Genomic DNA, 19040 nt, shown 5'->3' on the forward strand with positions numbered 1-19040 from the left:
CACGATCGCTTTCGAGCGCCCTATTACGACGGTGCATACTGTGAGCATGCGCACTTTCACCTCACCAGAGCAGATCAAGGCGGCCGTCGGCGAAGAACTGGGAACCAGCGACTGGCTCCAGATCACCCAGGAACGGGTGAACACCTTCGCCGACGCCACCGGCGACCACCAGTGGATCCACGTCGACGTCGAACGAGCGAAGAAAGAAAGCCCGTTCGGCGCTCCGATCGCCCACGGATTCCTGAGCCTGTCCCTGGTGTCGATGCTCAACTGGCAGATCTACACCATCGAGAACACCAAACTCGGAATCAACTACGGCTCTAACAAAGTTCGCTTCATCAACCCGGTCAAGGTCGGATCCCATGTCCGGTTGCGGACCACCCTCACCTCTGTCGAGGACGCGTCGGGCGGAGCGTTGCAGATCGTGACGACCGCAACGCTCGAGATCGAAGGCGAGGACAAGCCGGCCTTGGTTGCCGAGATCATCTCGCGGGTGGTGTTCTGACCGATAGTGTCACCGGTGGATCGAACGCAGTGATCGGCGGCAGCGGCGCGTCGTAGCGTTCGATCTCCACCAGCACGTGCTGCCCGGTGCACCCTCGCGAGAGCGACGACGACCCGACGTCGGCGGTGAGAACGTTCACGCTGCCGTGCTTGCACATCGAATCGGGATCAGCCGGATCGAGCGGGTCGTACCAGGCCCCGGTCGACAACTGAACTACCGCTTCGAGCATCGCGTCGTCGACGACCACCCCGGCCAGGCACGAACCGCGGTCGTTGAACACTCGCACCACATCGCCGTCCGACACTCCCCTGGCCTCCGCCGCACACGGATGCATTCGTATCGGCTCTCGGCCATGAATCTTCGAGTGTCGGCTCACCGCACCGTGATCGAGCTGACTGTGCAGCCTGGTGCGCGGCTGGTTGGCGATCAAGTGCAGAGGAAACTGCTCGGCGCGTGGCCCACCGAGCCACTCCTGCGGCTCGAACCACATCGGATGCCCTCGGCAGTCGTCGTAATCGAACCCCGCGACCGTCGCCGAGAAGATCTCGATCTTGCCGCTCGGTGTCCGCAGCGCGTTGCCGATCGGGTCCTGGCGAAAATCCTCCAGAAACGTCAACTCGTCCTCGGTCTTCATCCGGAACGAACCCTCACGCGTGAAGTCGTCGAATTCCGGGGTCTGCACGCCGTCGGCCCGCAGATACTCGCGCCACTGCCCGTACATGTGCTCGAGCCATTGCTGTGACGTGCGCCCCTCGGTGAACTGCTGCCCCACACCGAGTTTCGTAGCGAGTTCCGCGAAAGTGTCGTAATCGTCGCGCGAATCGGCGAATCGCTCGGCAGCCGGCGCCATGGCCACGAGCAGTGGATCGTTGCGTGTGCAGCTCAGATCCGACCGTTCCAGCGATGTGGTCGACGGGACTACGACGTCTGCGTGCTTGGCCATCGGCGTCCAGTAGGGATCGTGGACGACGACGGTATCGGGCCTGCCGAGTGCCCGGCGCAATCGTCCCAGATCCTGGTGGTGATGAAACGGGTTGCCGCCCGCCCAATAGACCACTTTGATGTCGGGATAGACCAAACGTCGGCCGTCGTAGTCGAATTCGTACCCGGGGTTGAGCAGCATGTCCGAGACAGCTGCAACCGGAATCAGATCGGCCACCGGATTGATTCCCTGCGGCAGTGTCGGCAACGGATAGGGCACAGGAGCGAGGCCGGGCTCGTTCATCGAGCCGTATCCGTGTCCGAATCCCCCACCGGGCACGCCGATTTCGCCCAACATCGCTGCCAACGTGATGCCCATCCACGGAGCCTGTTCACCGTGCTGCGTACGTTGCAGGGACCACGTGACGGTGACCATCGTGCGTTTCGACGCCATCTCTCGGGCGAGGTCCGCGATAATCGTGGCTTCGATACCGCAGATGTCCGACGCCCACTGCGGGGTCTTGGGAGTGCCGTCCGAGACACCGAGAAGGTAGCGCTCGAACTCGGGGTAACCCTCGCAGTATTTCTCCAGAAACGCTGTGTCGTGCAGTTTTTCGTCGGCCAGGACGTATGCCAGAGCCAGCATCATCGCCACGTCGGTTCCGGGGCGTGGGGCGAGCCACCGCGCCTCGCCCGACATGTCGTTGCGCAATGGACCGACGGTGACGATTTGCCCGCCGCGGGCGCGCATCGCGTCGAGCGAACCGACGGTCGGATGATCCGACGTACCACCGTGGTTGATGCCGGTGTTCTTCACCGGGACTCCGCCGAACGCCACCAGCAGTTCGGTGTGTTCGGCGATCACGGACCAGGATGTGGAGCGCGAGAACATCTTCCAGTGCGCGCCGAGCACGTGCGGCATGATGACGCCGGTCGCACCGAGCGAATAGCTGTGCACGGATCGCGTGTAGCCGCCGATGCAGTTCAGAAAGCGGTGTACCTGACTCTGCGCATGATGAAAGCGGCCGGCACTGGCCCAACCGTACGACCCGCCGTAGATGGCGTTGTTGCCGAATGTGTCCACCACGCGGCGCAACTCGCGCGACAACAGGTCGGTGAGCTCGTCCCACGACACGTCGACGAACTCCTCGCTACCGCGCCTGTCGGTGGGGCCGGGACCGTTCTCGAGCCAGCCTCTGCGTACCGCAGGCGAGGTGACTCGGGATCGATGGGTCACCGAACCGACGAGGTTGCCCAGCACCGGGGAAGGATTGCTGTCCGTCACCTGAGGATGAATCGCGGTGACGTCGCGTCCGTCCGAGTCGGCGCGGAACATCCCCCAGTGGCCCATGTGCTGGACGCCGGTCACTCCGGTCATCGAATCCCGAACGCGCTCAACGCTGCCAGCAGTGCGTCGGGACGCTCGGCCGTCGGCACCGGATCGACGAGTGCGAAACTGCACCCGATCTCCTGTGCCGCGCCGTCGGCCTCGGCACTGTCGCCCACCATCAGCGTCCGCGCGGGCTCGACGCCGAGAGCGGCCACCGCATGTCGGAAGATCTCCGGTTGCGGTTTGACGTGCCCGACCTCGAACGAGAGCACGAATTCGTCGACGTACCGGTCCAGGCCCCGAGCAGTGAACGCAGGACGGATGTCGAAGGCAATGTTGCTCAGCACCCCGACGCGAATCGACCGTCCCGCCAATGTCGACAGTGCCGCTTCCGTGTCGGGATAGGGCGTCCAGGAGTCGGCGTCGATGACTCGTCCGTACACCGATTCGGCCTGTGCCTCGGCGGTGATGCCGGACTGCGCCAGAACGTGCAGATACGCCTGCCGATGCAGGCCCGGATCCAGATCGCGATGACGCCATGCGTGCCGAGTGGCGTCGTCGAACTCGACGGTCTCGCCGACCGGAGCGGTCATGCGTCGCATGAGCTCGGCGGCTCCGGCTCCGTCGACCGGAACGCCGTCGGCATCGTGCACACCGTCGAACCACGACGGCTCCTCTTCCAGTCGAAAGAGTGTGCCGGAGAAGTCGAAGAGAACGGCGTCGACGATGGGTGTGTCCGTCCCCGTCACGGTAGTGATTCGACGAGCGCGTCCACCTCGACCCGAGGGCCGGTGAAGAACGGCGTCTCCTCGCGCACGTGTCGGCGTGCCTCGGTGGCCCGGAGATCGCGCATCAGGTCCACGATGCGGTCGAGCTCCGGGGCTTCGAAAGCCAGGATCCACTCGTAGTCACCGAGCGCGAACGACGGGACGGTGTTGGCGCGCACGTCCTTGTAGTCGCGTGCTGCCTTCCCGTGATCGGCGAGCATCGTCCGACGCTCCTCGTCGGGCAGCAGGTACCAGTCGATCGAGCGGACGAACGGGTACACGCAGATGTACGCACCCGGATCCTCGCCCGCGATGAACGCAGGGACGTGGCTCTTGTTGAACTCGGCGGGGCGGTGCAGAGCAGTGTTGCTCCATACCGGCGTGCTCGCCTTGCCCAGCGCGGTGGTGCGCCGGAAGTCGGAGTACGTCGCCTGCAGGTCCTCGATGCGCTCGGCGTGCGTCCACACCATGAAGTCGGCGTCGGCCCGCATGCCGGCGATGTCGTAGACCCCGCGCACGACGACACCCTTGTCCTCACGGCCCTCGAAGAATGCTCTTGCTTCCTTCGCAACGGCCGCGCGGTCGTCGCCCAGAACCCCGGGTGTGACCTTGTAGACCGAGAACATCAAGTACCGAAGAGTCGAATTGAGCGCTGAGTAATCGAGGCGTGCCATGGCCCCTATCGTGCCACCTCGACCAGACGGGCGGCAGCGGTGGTGGCGGACGCAATACAGGCCGGTACCCCGACGCCGCGCTGCCACGCTCCGGTCACGGCGAGCCCGGCGAGTTCGGACACTCCGGATTCGATGGCGGCGACGCGGTCGAGGTGTCCGGGAGCGTACTGCGGCAATCCGCCCGGCCACCGCTGGACGGTCACTGCCAGCGGCCGGGTGTCGATACCCGCGACCGTCGACAGATCTGCGAGCGCAACGTCGATCGTGTCCTCGTCGGATCGCTGCGCGGCAGTGTCGTCGCCGAAACGCCCGAGCGAGGCTCGCAGCAGTACCGCGTCACGCTCGGCCAGGTGCGGCCACTTTCGACTGGACAGCGTGAACGCCTTCACGTCCAGCCCCGCGTCCGTCGCCACCAGAATTCCCGAATTCTGCGGCAGCTCGGTCGACGTCGGAAACGCCATCGCCACGACCGTCGACGACGCAAGTTCGATCTCACGGGCCGCGCGCGACGCGTCCGGTGCGAGGTCTGTGATGAGATCAGCCAGTATCGGTGCCGGTACCGCCAGCACGACCCCGTCGACCACACCCACCCGATCGACGAACCAGCCGCCCGACTCACGGCGGATCTCGCCGACGCTCGTCTCGCGCAGAACGCGAGCGTCGGTGGCTGTAACCAAAGCGTCGAGCAGCACCGCGTAGCCGTCCCGGAGTCCACCGAACACCGGCCCCGGTGACGGAGTCGGGAGTGCCGTCAGCACAGCCTCGGTCAGGTTCGCCGCGCCGTTGTCCAACGCAGCGGCCAGCGTCGGCAGCGCGGCACGGACACCGATGGAGCTCGCCGAACCGGAGTAGACCCCGCCGAGCAGTGGATCGACCGAACGGCTCACCACCTGGTTCCCGAAACGTGTGCCCACGAGATCGGCCACGCTGGCATCGGAGCCCCGGACCCATCGAAACGGCCGCTCGGTCTCGGTGTCGATGATGTGCAGCTCGGACGGATCGACCAGCTCTCGGACGGACTCCGCCGACGATGGGATACCCATCAGGGTGCCCACCGGAAGTGGATGAGTGCGACCACCGGAGAAGACGAGCGGTCGCACCGTCGACGGGTGCACGAGCTGATCGGTGAGCCCCAGTTCCGCAAGCAGCGCGGGCACCTCCGGGCGGCGACCGATGAATGCCTCGGCACCGACATCGAGCGACTGATCGCCGACCGAGGTGGTGCGCAGGGTGCCGCCCACCCGGGACGATGCCTCGACGAGAGTGATCTCTGCGTCGGGCCCGCACGCCTGCCGCAGGCGATACGCCGCGACGAGGCCGGAAATTCCGCCGCCCACGACGGCGTAACGCCGGACGGTCACAACGAATGCACCAACGAGACGACCCGAGTCAGGATGTCGGGATCGGTATCGGGAAGCACGCCGTGGCCGAGATTGAACACGTGGCCGCGGGCACCGGCCGCAATCGCACGATCCGCCTCGGCGGCAATGCGTCGGACCTCGGCCTCGACTGCATCCCAGCCCGCGAACAGCACTGCGGGATCGAGATTGCCTTGCAGAGCCTTGCCGTGGCCCACCCGGTGCACCGCGTCGTCGAGCGGAATCCGCCAGTCGACCCCGACCACGTCGGCACCGGCCTCGCCCATCGCACCGAGGAGTTCTCCGGTGCCGACCCCGAAGTGGATCTTCGGGACGCCGGCCGAGGACACAGCGTCGAACACTCGTGTCGAGTGCGGCAATACGTACTCGCGGTAATCGGCGAGCGAGAGTGCACCCGCCCAGGAGTCGAACACCTGAACGGCGTCGACGCCCGCAGCCAGCTGGGCCTGCAGAAAGGTGATCGTGGTGGAGGCCAATGCGTCGAGCAAGGCGTGCCACGTGGCCGGATCGGACCGCATCAGAGCTTTGGTCTTCTCGTGATTGCGGCTCGGACCACCCTCGACCAGGTACGACGCAAGGGTGAAGGGTGCGCCGGCAAATCCGATCAGCGGGGTGGTTCCCAGCTCACGAGTGAGAATGCGGACGGCGTCGGCCACCGGCTGCACCTGGTCGGAGGTCAGGACGGGCAGAGCCGCGACGTCCGCAGCCGAACGCACCGGATGCGCAACCACCGGTCCGGTACCGGCGACGATGTCGAGATCGATGCCCGCGGCTTTGAGCGGAACCACGATGTCGGAGAAGAGGATCGCTGCGTCGACGTCGTGACGACGTACGGGCTGCAGGGTGATCTCGGCGACCAGATCGGGCCGGAAGCACGAGTCCAACATCCCGATGCCTGCACGGATCTTGCGGTATTCCGGAAGGGACCTGCCGGCCTGACGCATGAACCACACCGGCCGCCTCGACGTCGGTCGACCGTCGATCGCGGCCAGAAACGGCGCCTCCGGAAGTTCTCGTCGGGCGGGGGCTGCGGTGTGCGATTCGGCGTTCATCACCGTCCATGCTGCCACGTGCGAGAACCGCCGCTACCCTCGAGGGCGAGACACTCATCGCAGTTCAGGACACTCGGATCGTTCGACGGACGCTCGGCGCAGTTCGATCACGGCTCGGCGCGCCTCCATCGCAGGGCAACGTGACGCGTCTAACGTCCGGTGACGTGACCGAGCACCGATCTGACGCCGAACCTGCGCCTTTCCGCGCCGCCATCGACGCGATGCATCGGGCGCAGGTACACCCGGCGATCGAAATCGGTCCGATTCGGCCGCCGCAGAGACTCGCTCCGTACAGCTATGCGATCGGTGCCGAGGTCAAGCACGCCGACTCCGAGCAGATCGACGAACAGAGCGACGGCGACGCGTTCGGCCGTCTGATCCTGTTGTACGACCCCGACGGTGCCGAGGCCTGGAACGGCACTCACCGCCTGGTCGCGTACATCCAGGCCGACGTGGACGAGTCCCTCGCCGACGATCCACTGCTCCCCGAGGTCGGCTGGAGTTGGCTGGTCGATGCCCTCGAATCGCGATCGGAACCGTTGAACGCGCTCGGCGGCACGGTCACCTCGACCAGCTCGGTTCGGTACGGCGACATCGCCGGCCCGCCGAAGGCTCACCAACTCGAACTTCGCGCGTCCTGGACGGCGACCTCGGAGGATCTCTCGACCCACGTCGAGGCGTTCTGCGAGGTGCTCGCCTACGCCGCGGGCCTGCCGCCCGCGGGCATCACCACCCTCGGGCAGCGCAGTTCCAGTCGGACATAGCAGTTCCAGTCGTACATAGTTGCCGGTCCGTTCGGCCCCAGGGCCTAGAGTCACATCTCATGTCAGCCGAGAGTTCCCCGGACGCCGCGTCGGATGTAGAAGCGAACGAGCCTGTCGCCGTTCCGTTGTTGGCCCCCGCTGACGGGGTTCCCGACGTCGTCGACACCGTCGATGCCGTTCGCGCAGCCGCAGAGGCACTTGCCGCAGGCCACGGGCCCCTCGCTGTCGACGCCGAGCGCGCGTCCGGCTTCCGCTACTCCCAACGTGCGTACCTCGTGCAGTTCCGCCGCCGCGGCGCAGGCACCGTGTTGCTCGACCCCATTCCCGTCACCGGCGACCTCGCACCCCTGGCCGAGGTCATCAACCCGCTCGAATGGGTACTGCACTCCGCGGACCAGGACCTGCCCGGTCTCGCCGAACTGGGGCTCGTCCCCGCCACGCTGTACGACACCGAACTCGCCGGCCGCCTGGCCGGATTCGACCGCGTCGGCCTCGGTGCGATAGTCGAGCGAACCCTCGGCCTGGCCCTGCAGAAGGGGCACGGCGCGGCCGACTGGTCCACCCGACCCCTCCCCGACACCTGGCTCAACTACGCCGCCCTCGACGTCGAAGTTCTGCTCGAGCTGCGAGACGCGATGGCCACCGAACTCGAGGCACAGGGCAAAACCGAGTGGGCAGCACAGGAGTTCGCCCACATCCTCGCCCTGGGCCCGCCCAAACCGAAAACCGACAGATGGCGTCGGACATCGGGAATCCATGCGATCAAGTCACCACGAACGTTGGCTGCCGTCCGCGAATTGTGGACCACGCGAGACGAATTGGCGGCCAAGCGTGACGTAGCACCGAGCCGGGTCCTGCCCGACTCGGCGATCGTCGCCGCGGCGACGGCCGATCCGAAGTCCTCACGCGAACTCGAACAGCTACCCGTCTTCGGCGGCCCCCGTCAGCGTCGGTCCTCCCGGTTGTGGGCCTCGGCCCTGACCCGAGCACGGGCGCTGCCCACCGCGGAATTGCCGTCGATGGCGGCATCGTTTGACGGGCCGCCACCGGTCAACCGATGGGCCCGCCGCGATCCGGACGCAGCGGCCCGACTCGCCGATGTGCGAGCGGCGATGACCGAGCTGAGCGAATCGGTGTCGGTACCGGTCGAGAACCTGCTGATGCCGGATCTACTTCGGCGACTCGTATGGGATTGGCAGATACCCGACGAAGACGTCGACCCAGGAGAGATGATCGACGCTCGGTTGACCGAGGGTGGGGCGCGGCCGTGGCAACGCTCGCTGGTGGTGCCGGTTCTGACGAAGGCACTGCACCCTTCCCAAGTTACCGACGGGTAATACCCGCTACAGTGGGTGGCGCGTCCGGGCACCCGGACGAGTCGTCCGCATCTGTCGGGAGGATCGAAAAGCGTGTCTGTACCCCCGTCCACCAGCTCACAGAGGAATGTTGTCTTCGTCGACGGCATCCGCACCCCGTTCGGCAAGGCAGGCCCCAAGGGCATGTACGCCGACACTCGCGCAGACGACCTCGTCGTCAAAGCGATACGCGAGCTTCTCCGCAAGAACCCCAATCTTCCTCCCGAGCGCATCGACGAGGTCGCGATCGCCGCGACCACACAGACCGGCGATCAGGGCCTGACCATCGGCCGGACCTCAGCTCTGCTGGCCGGGCTCCCCCGCAGCGTCCCAGGATTTGCGATCGACCGCATGTGCGCGGGTGCGATGACTTCGGTGACCACCACCGGATCGGGAATCGGCTTCGGCCAGTACGACGTCGTCATCGCTGGCGGAGTCGAGCACATGGGCCGCCACCCGATGGGTGAGGGTGTCGACCCCAACCCGCGCTTCCTCGCCGACAAGCTCGTCGATCCCAGTGCACTGGTGATGGGCAACACCGCCGAGAACCTGCACGACCGGTTCCCGAGCATCACCAAGGACCGCACCGACGCCTACGCCGTCGCGAGCCAGAACAAGTACGACGCGGCCAAGAAGGCCGGCTTTATCGCCGACACCCTCGTGCCCGTCGCCACCAAGTCCGCCGCCGGGTGGGGCCTGGCCACCGAGGACGAGCCGCCTCGCCCCGGCACCACCGTCGACGATCTCGCCAAGCTCAAGACGCCGTTCCGACCCGCAGGACGAGTGACCGCAGGCAATGCTGCCGGCCTGAACGACGGCGCCACCGCGGCGATCCTCGCCGGTGAGGACACCGCGCACGAGCTCGGCCTGAACATCGGGATGCGGATGGTCGGCTTCAGCTTCGCCGGCGTCGATCCCGCCGTCATGGGCATCGGCCCGGTCCCCGCAACCGAAAAGCTGCTCGGCCGAACAGGATTGAGCATCGACGACATCGGCCTGTTCGAGATCAACGAGGCCTTCGCCATCCAGGTTCTCGCCTTCCTCGAGCACTACGGCATCGCCGACGACGACCCCCGCGTCAACCAGTGGGGCGGCGCCATCGCGTGTGGCCACCCGCTCGCTTCCTCGGGCGTTCGCCTGATGACGCAGCTCAGCCGTCAGTTCGCCCAGCAACCCGACGTCCGCTACGGCCTGACCACCATGTGCATCGGTCTCGGCATGGGCGGCACCGTCATCTGGGAGAACCCCAACCACGCCGATTACTCAGGAGTCAAGGCATGAGTGACATCACGACGGCGTTCGAGGACGAGGTAGTCACGAACGCGTTCACCAAGATCATGTCCGTACCGGGGCTCGACGGCTCCATCGCCCTCGTGACCCTCGACAACGGCTTCGATCACACCAAGCCGTCGACCTTCGGTCCCGGCGGACTCGCCAAGTTCGACGCCGCACTGGACGAAGCGTTCGCAGCGAACCCGATGGCCATCGCCGTCACCGGCAAGCCGTTCATCTTCGCCGTCGGTGCCGACCTCAACGGTGTGCCGAACATCAAGACCAAGGACGAGGCGCTGCAGATCGGGCAGCTCGGCCACAAGGTGTTCCGTCGCCTGCGCGAAAGCACGATTCCGACGTTTGCCTTCATCAACGGTGCCGCACTCGGCGGTGGACTCGAAGTAGGACTGCACTCGCACTACCGGACCGTCGCGGAGAACGCTGCCGCGCTCGGCCTACCCGAGGCCTTCCTCGGCCTGGTCCCGGGATGGGGCGGAACTCAGTTGCTGCCCAACATCATCGGAGCCTCGAACGCGGTCACCGTCGTCGTCGAGAACGCACTGAACCAGAACCGCGTCCTCAAGCCGCAGCAGGCACTCGACCTCGGCATCGCCGACGCCCTCTTCGGCGGAGCCGACTTCCTCGAGCAGTCCCTCGCGTGGGCCGCTCAGGTCATCAAGGGCGAGGTCGTCCCCCACCGTCCCGAGATCGACCGCGGGCAGGCCTGGGACGACGCCATCGCCCGTGCCAGGGGCATCGTGGCCGGCAAGACCGGCAATTTCGCACCGGGACCGGTCGCTGCCGTCGACCTGCTCGAGCTGGCCAAGAACACCGACATCACCGATTCCGCGTCTCTCGACAAGGCGTTCGCGGCCGAGGACGACGCGCTGTCGACGCTGTTGGTCAAGGACGAGTTGCGTGCCGGTTTGTACGCCTTCGACTTGGTTCAGAAGCGCGCGAAGCGTCCCGCCGGTGCGCCCGACAAGTCGCTCGCCCGCAAGATCTCCGGTGTCGGCATCGTCGGTGCCGGTCTGATGGCCAGCCAGCTCGCGTTGCTGTTCGTGCGCCAGCTGAAGGTGCCGGTGATTCTCACCGACATCGATCAGGAGCGCATCGACAAGGGCGTCGGCTACGTTCACAGCGAGATCGACAAGCTGCTCGGCAAGAAGCGCCTGTCCCCCGACGCCGCAAATCGGTTGAAGGCGTTGGTGTCCGGATCGATCGACAAGTCCGCATTCGCGAACACCGACTTCGTCATCGAGGCCGTGTTCGAGAACCTGGACGTCAAGAAGAAGGTGTTCGCCGAGGTCGAGGAATTCGTCTCCGCCGAGACGATTCTCGCGACCAACACCTCGTCGTTGTCGATCACGAAGATGGCGGCCGACCTGAAGCACCCCGAGCGCGTGGTGGGCTTCCACTTCTTCAATCCCGTGGCCGTACTTCCGCTGCTCGAGGTCGTCAAGGGCGAGAAGACCGACGACGCCACTCTCGCAACGGCATTCGCGACGGCCAAGACCCTCAAGAAGTCGGCCGTGCTGTCGGCGGATCTCCCCGGATTCGTCTTCAACCGTCTCGTCACGCGCGCGTCGAACGAGATCATCAGCGCCATCGACGAGGGCACCCCGTTCGATGTGGCCGACGGCGCGGTGGGCGAACTCGGCATGCCGATGAGCCCGCTGACGTTGCTGGCACTCGTCGGACCGGCCGTCGCTCTGCACACCGCGGAAACGCTGGCCGAGGCGTACCCGGAGCGATTCAAGGACTCCGCCGGATTCCGTGCGCTCGTCGAGGCGAAGAAGCCGGGCGTGTGGACTTACGGACCCGAGGGCCAGGTCGTCGACCCCGAGGTGGCCGCACTGTGGCCGCAGGGTGATTCACCGTCGACGGCCGAACAGGTTCTCGAGCGAACCCGTAACGCCTTCGCGGACGAGATCAAGATCATGCTCGACGAAGGGGTCGTTGCCGCGGCCCAGGACATCGATCTCTGCCTGCTGCTGGGCGGAGGCTTCGGATTCTGGAACGGCGGTATCACTCCGTACCTGGATCGCAGCGGCGCGTCCGAGGCCGCGACCGGTCAGCGCTTCCTCGCGCCCGGTGTAGCCAGCGTCTAGCTCTACCCGCCGAGTTCGAGGTTATGGACGGATTTCTCCGGATTTTCGTCCATAACCTCGAACTCGGCTTTTTCGTGTCGGGATAAGGTCTGATCCGATGAACAGCGAACGCAGTCGGTTGATCGGCATCGCCTATCGAATGCTGGGTTCCTACAGCGACGCCGAGGACGCAGCATCGGAAGCGCTGCTCCGCTGGTACCGACTCACAGACGCCGAACGTGACGCCATCGACGTCCCCCGTGCGTGGCTCACCCGCGTCGTCGGCCGCATCTGTCTGGACCTGCTCGGATCTGCCCGCGTACGCCGGGAACACTATGTGGGGCAATGGCTTCCCGAACCCGTCCGAGCCCTTGCGACCGGCGACGACGGCACATCGGACCCGGCCGACCGCGTCGCCCTCCACGAGTCCGTCGGCCTGGCGTTGCTCGTCGTTCTGGACTCACTGAGCCCGGCAGAACGTGTCGCGTTCGTGCTGCACGATGCATTCGCGATTCCATTCGACGACATCGCGAACGTTCTCGGTCGGACCCCCGCCGCCTGCCGCCAACTGGCCTCGGCCGCCCGGCGACGGGTGCACGACGATCGCCGCGGCCCCAGCGCTCCCGACAACCACGACCGCGTCGTCCGCGCTTTCGTGGCTGCCGCCGCCGGCGGAGATCTCGATGCGCTCGTCGCACTGCTCGCCCCCGACGTCACCCTCGTCAGTGACGGCGGCGGACGAGTGTCGGCGGCCCGCAACCCGGTTCGCGGGGCCGATCGGGTCGCCCGCTTCGTTCTGGGTATCACCGTCAAGTCCACCGACTTCGACCGGTCGATCGAATCGGTCAACGGCCTGACCGGGATAGTCCTTCGCCGACACGGTGTGGTCACCGGTGTGATCGGTTTCCGCACCGATTCCGCCGTGGTCACCGACGTGTGGATCGTGCTCAACCCGGAGAAACTTCGACACTGGTCGTGACGGCCATACATTCTCGTGGGCTACGTCGTCAGTGCAGGTGAGGCCCGAACTTCTCGAGCCGATCGACTCCGAACAGGACAGGTGGACACACGATGAAGATCGCCGTAGCCGGTGGAACAGGGACCGTCGGAACGCATGTCGTAGACGTGGCGCGTGAGCGTGGGCACGAGGTCGTCGTGCTGTCGCGGTCGGCCGGTGTCGACCTCGTCGACGGGACCGGCCTGTCCGACGCTCTGGCCGGCGTCGACGCTGTCGTCGATGTCGCGTCGACACAAACGGTCTCGGCGAAGGAATCGACGGCGTTCTTCTCCGCCGTCACCCGCAACTTGCTGGCGGCCGAGATCGAGGCTGGAGTCGGCCACCATGTGGCGCTGTCCATCGTGGGGATAGACAAAGCTCCGCACTCGTACTACGCCGGAAAAGTCGAGCAGGAGAACATGATTCGGTCCGGGTCGGTGCCGTGGACGATCCTGCGAGCCACTCAGTTCCACGAATTCGCCGCTCAGATCCGTGCACGAGCGTCGTTCGGTCCGGTGAGCATCGTCCCGAAGATGGTCTCGCAACCGATCGCCGCCCGCGAGGTCGCCGATCGATTGATCGATCTGGCCGAGCACTCCCCCGCGGGCCGCGTTGCCGACCTCGGCGGGCCGAGACAAGAACGGATGGCCGAGATGGTGCGGCGCTATGCACGTGCCATCGGTGCTCGCGGCGTGGTGCTCGAGGTCCCGATTCCCGGCGCATACGGTCGCGCGATGCGCGACGGAACGTTGGTCACCACGACCGGTTCGGATCACGGTTTCCAGACCTTCGATCAGTGGTCGGCCACCCAGGCGCGATAGCCACCTGCCGCCGAACTCGAAGCTATGGACGACTTACGGCAGTTTTCCGTCCGCAACTTCGAGTTCGACAGCGCGATATCGGACAATCCACCTATTTAGGCACTTGGATTACTGCACGCCACGAATATCGAGGCGATTTCACTGACGCGCCGGCACTCCGAGGACGAAGATGGCGACGACCACCATGGACGCTGTTCACCCGAAAGCTGGTTCATGCCATGACGCAATCGACCGATCGGCACACCGCAAAGGTCATCGGAGTCACCATCGCCGCCGCTGTCGGCGGGTTTCTGTTCGGATTCGATTCGTCCGTCGTCAACGGTGCAGTCGACTCGATCCAGGAGAATTTCGCTCTGTCGTCGTTCGTCACGGGGTTCGCGGTCGCAATCGCACTACTCGGGTGCGCGGTCGGAGCCTGGTTCGCCGGTCGCCTGGCCGACAGTTGGGGCCGCAAGAAGGTGATGCTGCTCGGCTCTGCGCTGTTCACCATTTCCTCGGTGGGGTCCGGGTTCGCCTTCAGCGTCCCCGATCTGATGTTGTGGAGGGTCCTCGGCGGGCTGGGTATCGGAATTGCGTCGGTGATCGCGCCCGCGTACATCTCGGAGATAGCACCGGCTCGCTATCGCGGTGGATTGGCATCGCTGCAGCAATTGGCCATCACGGTCGGCATTTTTGCCGCGCTGCTCTCGGATGCGGTTCTTCAGAACGCGGCAGGCGGACCGTCGAACGATCTGTGGTTCGGCCTCGAAGCGTGGCGGTGGATGTTCCTGGTCGGCGTCGCGCCCGCATTGGTCTACGGTTTTCTCGCGACACTCATTCCAGAATCACCTCGCTACCTGGTGGGTAAACACCTCGACGAGGAAGCTGCACGCATTCTGGGCGACATCACCGGCGAAGTGAACCCCGACGAACGCATCCGGGAAATTCGCCTGACTCTCCGGCGAGAATCCAAATCCTCGTTCGCCGATATCCGAGGACCCAAATTCGGTCTGCAGCCGATCGTGTGGGTCGGTATCACGATGGCGATTCTGCAGCAGTTCGTCGGGATCAACGCGATCTTCTACTACTCGACGACGCTGTGGAAATCGGTGGGCTTCAGCGAGAATCAATCGTTCGTCACGTCGGTGATCACGTCCGTCATCAATGTATCGATGACATTCGTCGCAATCTTGTTCGTCGATCGATTCGGTCGCCGAAATCTGTTGATGATCGGCTCGATCGGCATGTTCGTCGGTTTGGTCCTGGCCGCAGTCTCGTTCACGCAAGCCGTCGGAAGCGGCGACCAACTCGAATTGCCGTCGCCGTGGGGCCCGGTCGCGCTCGTCGGCGCAAATCTGTTCGTGGTCTTCTTCGCAGCAACATGGGGACCGATCATGTGGGTGATGCTCGGAGAGATGTTCCCCAATCGAATGCGTGCCGTGGCGTTGGGCATCAGTACCGCCGCGAACTGGATAGCGAATTTCGCCATCACATTGGCATTCCCGCCGTTGTCCGACACCATCGGACTCGGCTTCATCTACTCGTTCTTCGCACTGTTCGCTCTCCTTTCCTTCTTCTTCGTCAAATACAAGATCACCGAGACCAAAGGGATGGAACTCGAAGAGATGGGCGTCTGAATCGAGGTTGCCCGAACGACGGCGGGTCCGCGGTTCTCTCGACCGATAAGGCAGGGTGGGGGTGCACTCTGTCGGTCGATCTGCCGTCGAAAGTAGGACATGAAGCTTCGTATCGCATGCGCCGTGGGCACCGTCGTGGTGTTCGGACTGAGCCTGCGCCTGCTGTTCGGCAGTACGTCGGCACCCACCTCCGACATCGCCGAGTTCTACTCCGCGAACTCGACATCCATGGCGTTGCTGACCACGGGCCCGGTGATCTGCCTCGGTGTATTCGTCGCCACCGCACGCTATTTCGTGCGCCGGGTCCCTGTCACGCACGTTCTTGTGGTGTGCCTGTCCCTGGTGGCCGTCGGCACAGCTGTACGCGCGGTGCCGTCGTGGCCGATCCTCGTGGTCGGCACTCTCGTCGCGGCGGCGGGTATCGCGGTCGCGAATGTGTTGGGACCGGTTTTCGTCCGTCTGGTGGTGCGGGAGTGGAGCCTGTCGGAACGACCCAGGGGCAGGGAGTGGAGCCTGTCGGAACGACCCAGGGGCAGGGAGTGGAGCCTGTCGGAACGACCCAGGGGGCAGGGAGTGGAGTTCGATAGGTGAACCCGATGCGGCGGCGGGGCGACGACTGGGGTTGTTGACCGGGGTGTTGACCGCTGTGATCAGTGCCAGTGCGGGAGTGGCGTCGGGAGTGTCCGTTCCGTTGGCCGAGGCCTTCGACGGTGGTTGGCGGATTGTTCTGGGGCTGTGGTCGATTCCGGTCGTATTGGCCGCCGGAAGTATGGCGGTCTTCGGGCGAACGCTGTCGCGCGGGCTGTCGGTTGCCGGGTCGGCGACAGTCCCCGACGACGCTCCTCGGAGTCGCACGGGGGTTCTGACATCGCCCGTGGCGTGGTCGTTGACGGCATTCATGGGTTTGCAGTCGCTGATGGCGTATTCGATGATCGCGTGGTTACCGACGATCTTTCGTGATCGCGGGGTGGACGCGCGTGATGCCGGTCTGCTGTTGACGGCATTGTCGGTCAGCAGCGTGCTGACTGCATTGACGGTTCCGAGCCTCGCGACAAGGTTGGGGAATCAGAGCGCGTTGGCGGTCGCCGTGACGCTACCGACGTGCGTGGGCCTGCTGGGGATAGTGTCGTCGGCCGATTCCTGGGCCCTGGTGTGGGCGGTACTGCTCGGTTTGGGCCAGGGCGGGCAGTTGTCGCTCGCGATGACGTTGATGAATCTGCGGGCCTCGAACGCCCGTGATGCTGCGTCGCTCAGTTCCATGGCGCAGACGGTCGGATACGTGCTGGCTGCTGCCGGTCCGCTGGTGTGCGGGGCCGTTCATTCGGCGACGCAGCGGTGGGAACCGTCGATTGTGTTTCTTCTGTTGGTGACGATTCCCATGGCTGCAGCAGGTGCGGTGGCCGGCCGCCGCGTCGTGGTCGGAAGCGAGGCGGAGCCGGCCGACGCCGTCAGAGGCTCTTGACCCAATGCGAAACTTGCTGCACCACGGTTTCGCAGGTGAGTCCGAACTCGTGGTGCAGTTGCTCCCGAGATGCGTGGTCCAGGAATCGTTGCGGCACACCGAGATCGCGGCAGGGCACGTCGACACCGGCACCGCGCAGCGCGGCCGAGAGCGTCGAACCTATCCCGCCGTGCAGGCCGCTGTCCTCGACGGTGACGACCAACCGGTAATCCTCGGCCATCTTGAGCAGCGACTGCGGGACCGGGAGCACCCAGCGTGGATCCACGACGGCAACCGAAATACCCTCTGCTTCGAGCTTTTTCGCGGCGTCGAGGGCGAGCGACCCGAACACCCCGACGGCAACGATCAGCACGTCGCCGGTGGCCTCGGACGGCTCGGTCAGCACATCGAGTATTCCGTCCAACCTGCGCACCGCAGGCACCGTTTCGGTGACCGCGCCCTTCGGGAAGCGAAGTGCCGTAGGGCCGTCCGAGGTGGCGATCGCCTCGGCCAGCTCCTCTCGAAGAGTGGCGGCGTCTCGTGGCGCTGCCACCTTCATGCCCGGAACGATGCCGAGCAGAGACATGTCCCACATGCCGTTGTGGGACGCGCCGTCGGCACCGGTGACTCCCGCGCGGTCCAACACGATGGTGACGGGAAGGCCCAACAGGGCGACGTCCATCAGCAGTTGATCGAACGCGCGGTTGAGGAACGTGGAGTAGATGGCGACCACGGGATGCATGCCGCCGAGCGCAAGCCCGGCGGCCGACGTCATCGCATGCTGCTCGGCGATACCCACGTCGAACATTCGGTCCGGAAACCGCACCCCGAACGCCGCGAGCCCGGTGGGCGCGGCCATTGCGGCGGTGATGGCCACGACGTCCTCGTTCTGCTCGCCCTGCTCGATGAGCGCCGCCGAGAACACCGACGTCCAATCCGGAGCCGATTTGGATCGGGCGAGGCCGGTCGCAGGATCGATGACGCCGGTGGCGTGCATCTGGTCGGCCACGTCGTTCTCGGCATGGATATATCCCATGCCCTTGCGCGTTACCGCGTGCACGATGACCGGGCCGCCGTACGCCTTGGCTCTGCGCAGTGCCGATTCCATGGCGTGCTGGTCGTGACCGTCCACCGGGCCCAGGTACTTGATGCCGAGATCGGTGAACATGACCTGCGGGCTGATAGCGTCCTTCACTCCCGCTTTCATGCCGTGCAGCATCGTGTAGGCGGCGCGGCCGACGACGGGGATCCGTCGCACGATCCGGCGGCCGTTGTCGAGAATCTTCTCGTATCCCGGCTGCAGTCGCAGAGCTGCCAGGTGATCGGCCAAACCGCCGATCGTCGGGGCGTACGAACGGCCGTTGTCGTTGACGACGATCACCAGCGACCGGTCTCGGCCGGCGGCGATGTTGTTGAGCGCCTCCCAGCACATACCCCCGGTCAGCGCGCCGTCACCGACCACAGCGACGACATGCCGGTCGGTCTCTCCCTTGAGGGCGAACGCTTTGGCCAACCCGTCGGCGTACGACAAGGATGCCGATGCGTGCGAGGACTCGACCCAGTCGTGTTCGCTCTCGACCCGAGACGGATAGCCGGACAGCCCGCCCTGCTTGCGGAGTGTGTCGAACATTCCTGCGCGTCCGGTGAGCATCTTGTGCACGTAGGCCTGGTGGCCCGTGTCGAAAATGACCGGATCACGCGGTGAGTCGAAGGTGCGGTGGATCGCCAGAGTCAGCTCCACCACTCCCAGATTGGGACCGAGGTGGCCCCCTGTTGCCGATACCTTCTCGACCAGGAAGGCGCGGATCTCGCGAGCCAGTTCGGCCAGCTCCGCACTATCGAGGTCGCGCAAGTCCTCGGGCGTCTGAATTCGCGCTAGGACACCCAACGAGATCGCTCCCTCCGGCCGGAAAACATATTCGAAAAACCAGTCTACGGAGTGGCTGCACCCAGCCGCCCCGTCCAGCATTGTCTCGCCGACACTACCGTCGAGTAGGCAGGTGCCCGGGGTCAGTCGCCCCTAACCTCGAATACGCTCGAAACGGACACCCGACAT

At 65.4% G+C, this 19040-nt stretch carries 16 protein-coding genes; 10 read left to right on the forward strand and 6 right to left on the reverse strand.

Annotated elements, in window-relative coordinates:
- Positions 1–46 precede the first annotated feature (46 nt).
- Entirely contained in the window at positions 47–505 is a 459-nt protein-coding gene (locus tag VF34_RS17280; protein ID WP_027496923.1) for a MaoC family dehydratase, read from the forward strand.
- Here VF34_RS17280 and VF34_RS17285 read toward each other — a convergent pair.
- The 5 genes from VF34_RS17285 to hemE are packed head-to-tail and all read right to left on the reverse strand — an operon-like array spanning position 483 to position 6628.
- Entirely contained in the window at positions 483–2804 is a 2322-nt protein-coding gene (locus VF34_RS17285; protein WP_231578240.1) for a molybdopterin-dependent oxidoreductase, read from the reverse strand. The genes VF34_RS17280 and VF34_RS17285 overlap by 23 nt on opposite strands.
- Positions 2801–3505 (reverse strand): HAD family hydrolase, encoded by a 705-nt coding sequence (locus VF34_RS17290; protein ID WP_231578241.1) that lies wholly within the window; start codon positions 3503–3505, stop codon positions 2801–2803. The genes VF34_RS17285 and VF34_RS17290 overlap by 4 nt, the downstream gene beginning before the upstream one ends.
- Entirely contained in the window at positions 3502–4197 is a 696-nt protein-coding gene (gene hemQ, locus VF34_RS17295; RefSeq protein WP_045841775.1) for a hydrogen peroxide-dependent heme synthase, read from the reverse strand. Before hemQ ends, VF34_RS17290 begins: the two co-directional genes overlap by 4 nt.
- A gap of 5 nt (positions 4198–4202) precedes the next feature.
- Positions 4203–5558 carry a protoporphyrinogen oxidase gene (locus VF34_RS17300; protein WP_045841776.1) on the reverse strand — a complete coding sequence of 452 codons (1356 nt, stop codon included), beginning with the start codon at positions 5556–5558 and terminating at the stop codon, positions 4203–4205.
- Complete coding sequence (gene hemE, locus VF34_RS17305) at positions 5555–6628, reverse strand: uroporphyrinogen decarboxylase (protein WP_032387502.1); 1074 nt, start codon at positions 6626–6628, stop codon at positions 5555–5557. The genes VF34_RS17300 and hemE overlap by 4 nt, the downstream gene beginning before the upstream one ends.
- Positions 6629–6792: 164 nt before the next feature.
- Here hemE and VF34_RS17310 point away from each other — a divergent pair, with 164 nt between their 5' ends.
- The 9 genes from VF34_RS17310 (at position 6793) to VF34_RS17345 (ending at position 17005) form a co-directional block, all read left to right on the forward strand.
- Positions 6793–7392, forward strand: a complete 600-nt coding sequence (locus tag VF34_RS17310) for a DUF3000 domain-containing protein (RefSeq protein ID WP_027496917.1) — start codon at positions 6793–6795, stop codon at positions 7390–7392.
- Between the two features lie 59 nt (positions 7393–7451).
- Positions 7452–8729 (forward strand): HRDC domain-containing protein, encoded by a 1278-nt coding sequence (locus VF34_RS17315; RefSeq protein ID WP_045841777.1) that lies wholly within the window; start codon positions 7452–7454, stop codon positions 8727–8729.
- Between the two features lie 72 nt (positions 8730–8801).
- Entirely contained in the window at positions 8802–10028 is a 1227-nt protein-coding gene (locus tag VF34_RS17320) for a thiolase family protein (protein WP_045841778.1), read from the forward strand.
- Positions 10025–12130, forward strand: a complete 2106-nt coding sequence (locus VF34_RS17325) for a 3-hydroxyacyl-CoA dehydrogenase NAD-binding domain-containing protein (RefSeq protein WP_045841779.1) — start codon at positions 10025–10027, stop codon at positions 12128–12130. The genes VF34_RS17320 and VF34_RS17325 overlap by 4 nt, the downstream gene beginning before the upstream one ends.
- Before the next feature lie 97 nt (positions 12131–12227).
- Positions 12228–13088 (forward strand): RNA polymerase sigma factor SigJ, encoded by an 861-nt coding sequence (gene sigJ, locus VF34_RS17330; RefSeq protein ID WP_045841780.1) that lies wholly within the window; start codon positions 12228–12230, stop codon positions 13086–13088.
- Between the two features lie 92 nt (positions 13089–13180).
- A complete protein-coding gene (locus tag VF34_RS17335) occupies positions 13181–13927 on the forward strand; it encodes an SDR family oxidoreductase (RefSeq protein ID WP_045841781.1) in 747 nt (248 codons plus the stop codon).
- Positions 13928–14145: 218 nt separating this feature from the next.
- Positions 14146–15543: a sugar porter family MFS transporter gene (locus VF34_RS17340; protein WP_032365061.1), complete on the forward strand. Its 1398-nt coding sequence runs from the start codon at positions 14146–14148 to the stop codon at positions 15541–15543.
- 99 nt (positions 15544–15642) lie between these two features.
- Positions 15643–16134, forward strand: coding sequence for an MFS transporter (locus VF34_RS25335; RefSeq protein ID WP_052718685.1), 492 nt, complete (start codon positions 15643–15645; stop codon positions 16132–16134).
- Between the two features lie 25 nt (positions 16135–16159).
- On the forward strand, positions 16160–17005 hold the full coding sequence (locus tag VF34_RS17345) for an MFS transporter (protein ID WP_331386609.1): 846 nt from the start codon (positions 16160–16162) through the stop codon (positions 17003–17005).
- On the opposite strand, the gene dxs is transcribed toward VF34_RS17345, so the two are convergent.
- Positions 16992–18872 carry a 1-deoxy-D-xylulose-5-phosphate synthase gene (dxs, locus tag VF34_RS17350; RefSeq protein ID WP_027496908.1) on the reverse strand — a complete coding sequence of 627 codons (1881 nt, stop codon included), beginning with the start codon at positions 18870–18872 and terminating at the stop codon, positions 16992–16994. The genes VF34_RS17345 and dxs overlap by 14 nt on opposite strands.
- Positions 18873–19040: the final 168 nt, after the last annotated feature.

The sequence above is a fragment of the Rhodococcus sp. PML026 genome, assembly GCF_000963615.1.
Lineage (GTDB): Bacteria > Actinomycetota > Actinomycetes > Mycobacteriales > Mycobacteriaceae > Rhodococcoides > Rhodococcoides fascians.

Excerpts from the sequence above, each read along its gene's own strand:
- VF34_RS17280 (WP_027496923.1), top strand. The coding sequence starts at position 47 with ATGCGCACTTTCACCTCACCAGAGCAGATCAAGGCGGCCGTCGGCGAA.
- VF34_RS17285 (WP_231578240.1), bottom strand. The coding sequence starts at position 2,804 with ATGACCGGAGTGACCGGCGTCCAGCACATGGGCCACTGGGGGATGTTC.
- hemQ (WP_045841775.1), bottom strand. The coding sequence starts at position 4,197 with ATGGCACGCCTCGATTACTCAGCGCTCAATTCGACTCTTCGGTACTTG.
- hemE (WP_032387502.1), bottom strand. The coding sequence starts at position 6,628 with ATGAACGCCGAATCGCACACCGCAGCCCCCGCCCGACGAGAACTTCCG.
- VF34_RS17315 (WP_045841777.1), top strand. The coding sequence starts at position 7,452 with ATGTCAGCCGAGAGTTCCCCGGACGCCGCGTCGGATGTAGAAGCGAAC.
- VF34_RS17325 (WP_045841779.1), top strand. The coding sequence starts at position 10,025 with ATGAGTGACATCACGACGGCGTTCGAGGACGAGGTAGTCACGAACGCG.
- sigJ (WP_045841780.1), top strand. The coding sequence starts at position 12,228 with ATGAACAGCGAACGCAGTCGGTTGATCGGCATCGCCTATCGAATGCTG.
- VF34_RS17335 (WP_045841781.1), top strand. The coding sequence starts at position 13,181 with ATGAAGATCGCCGTAGCCGGTGGAACAGGGACCGTCGGAACGCATGTC.
- VF34_RS17340 (WP_032365061.1), top strand. The coding sequence starts at position 14,146 with ATGACGCAATCGACCGATCGGCACACCGCAAAGGTCATCGGAGTCACC.
- VF34_RS25335 (WP_052718685.1), top strand. The coding sequence starts at position 15,643 with ATGAAGCTTCGTATCGCATGCGCCGTGGGCACCGTCGTGGTGTTCGGA.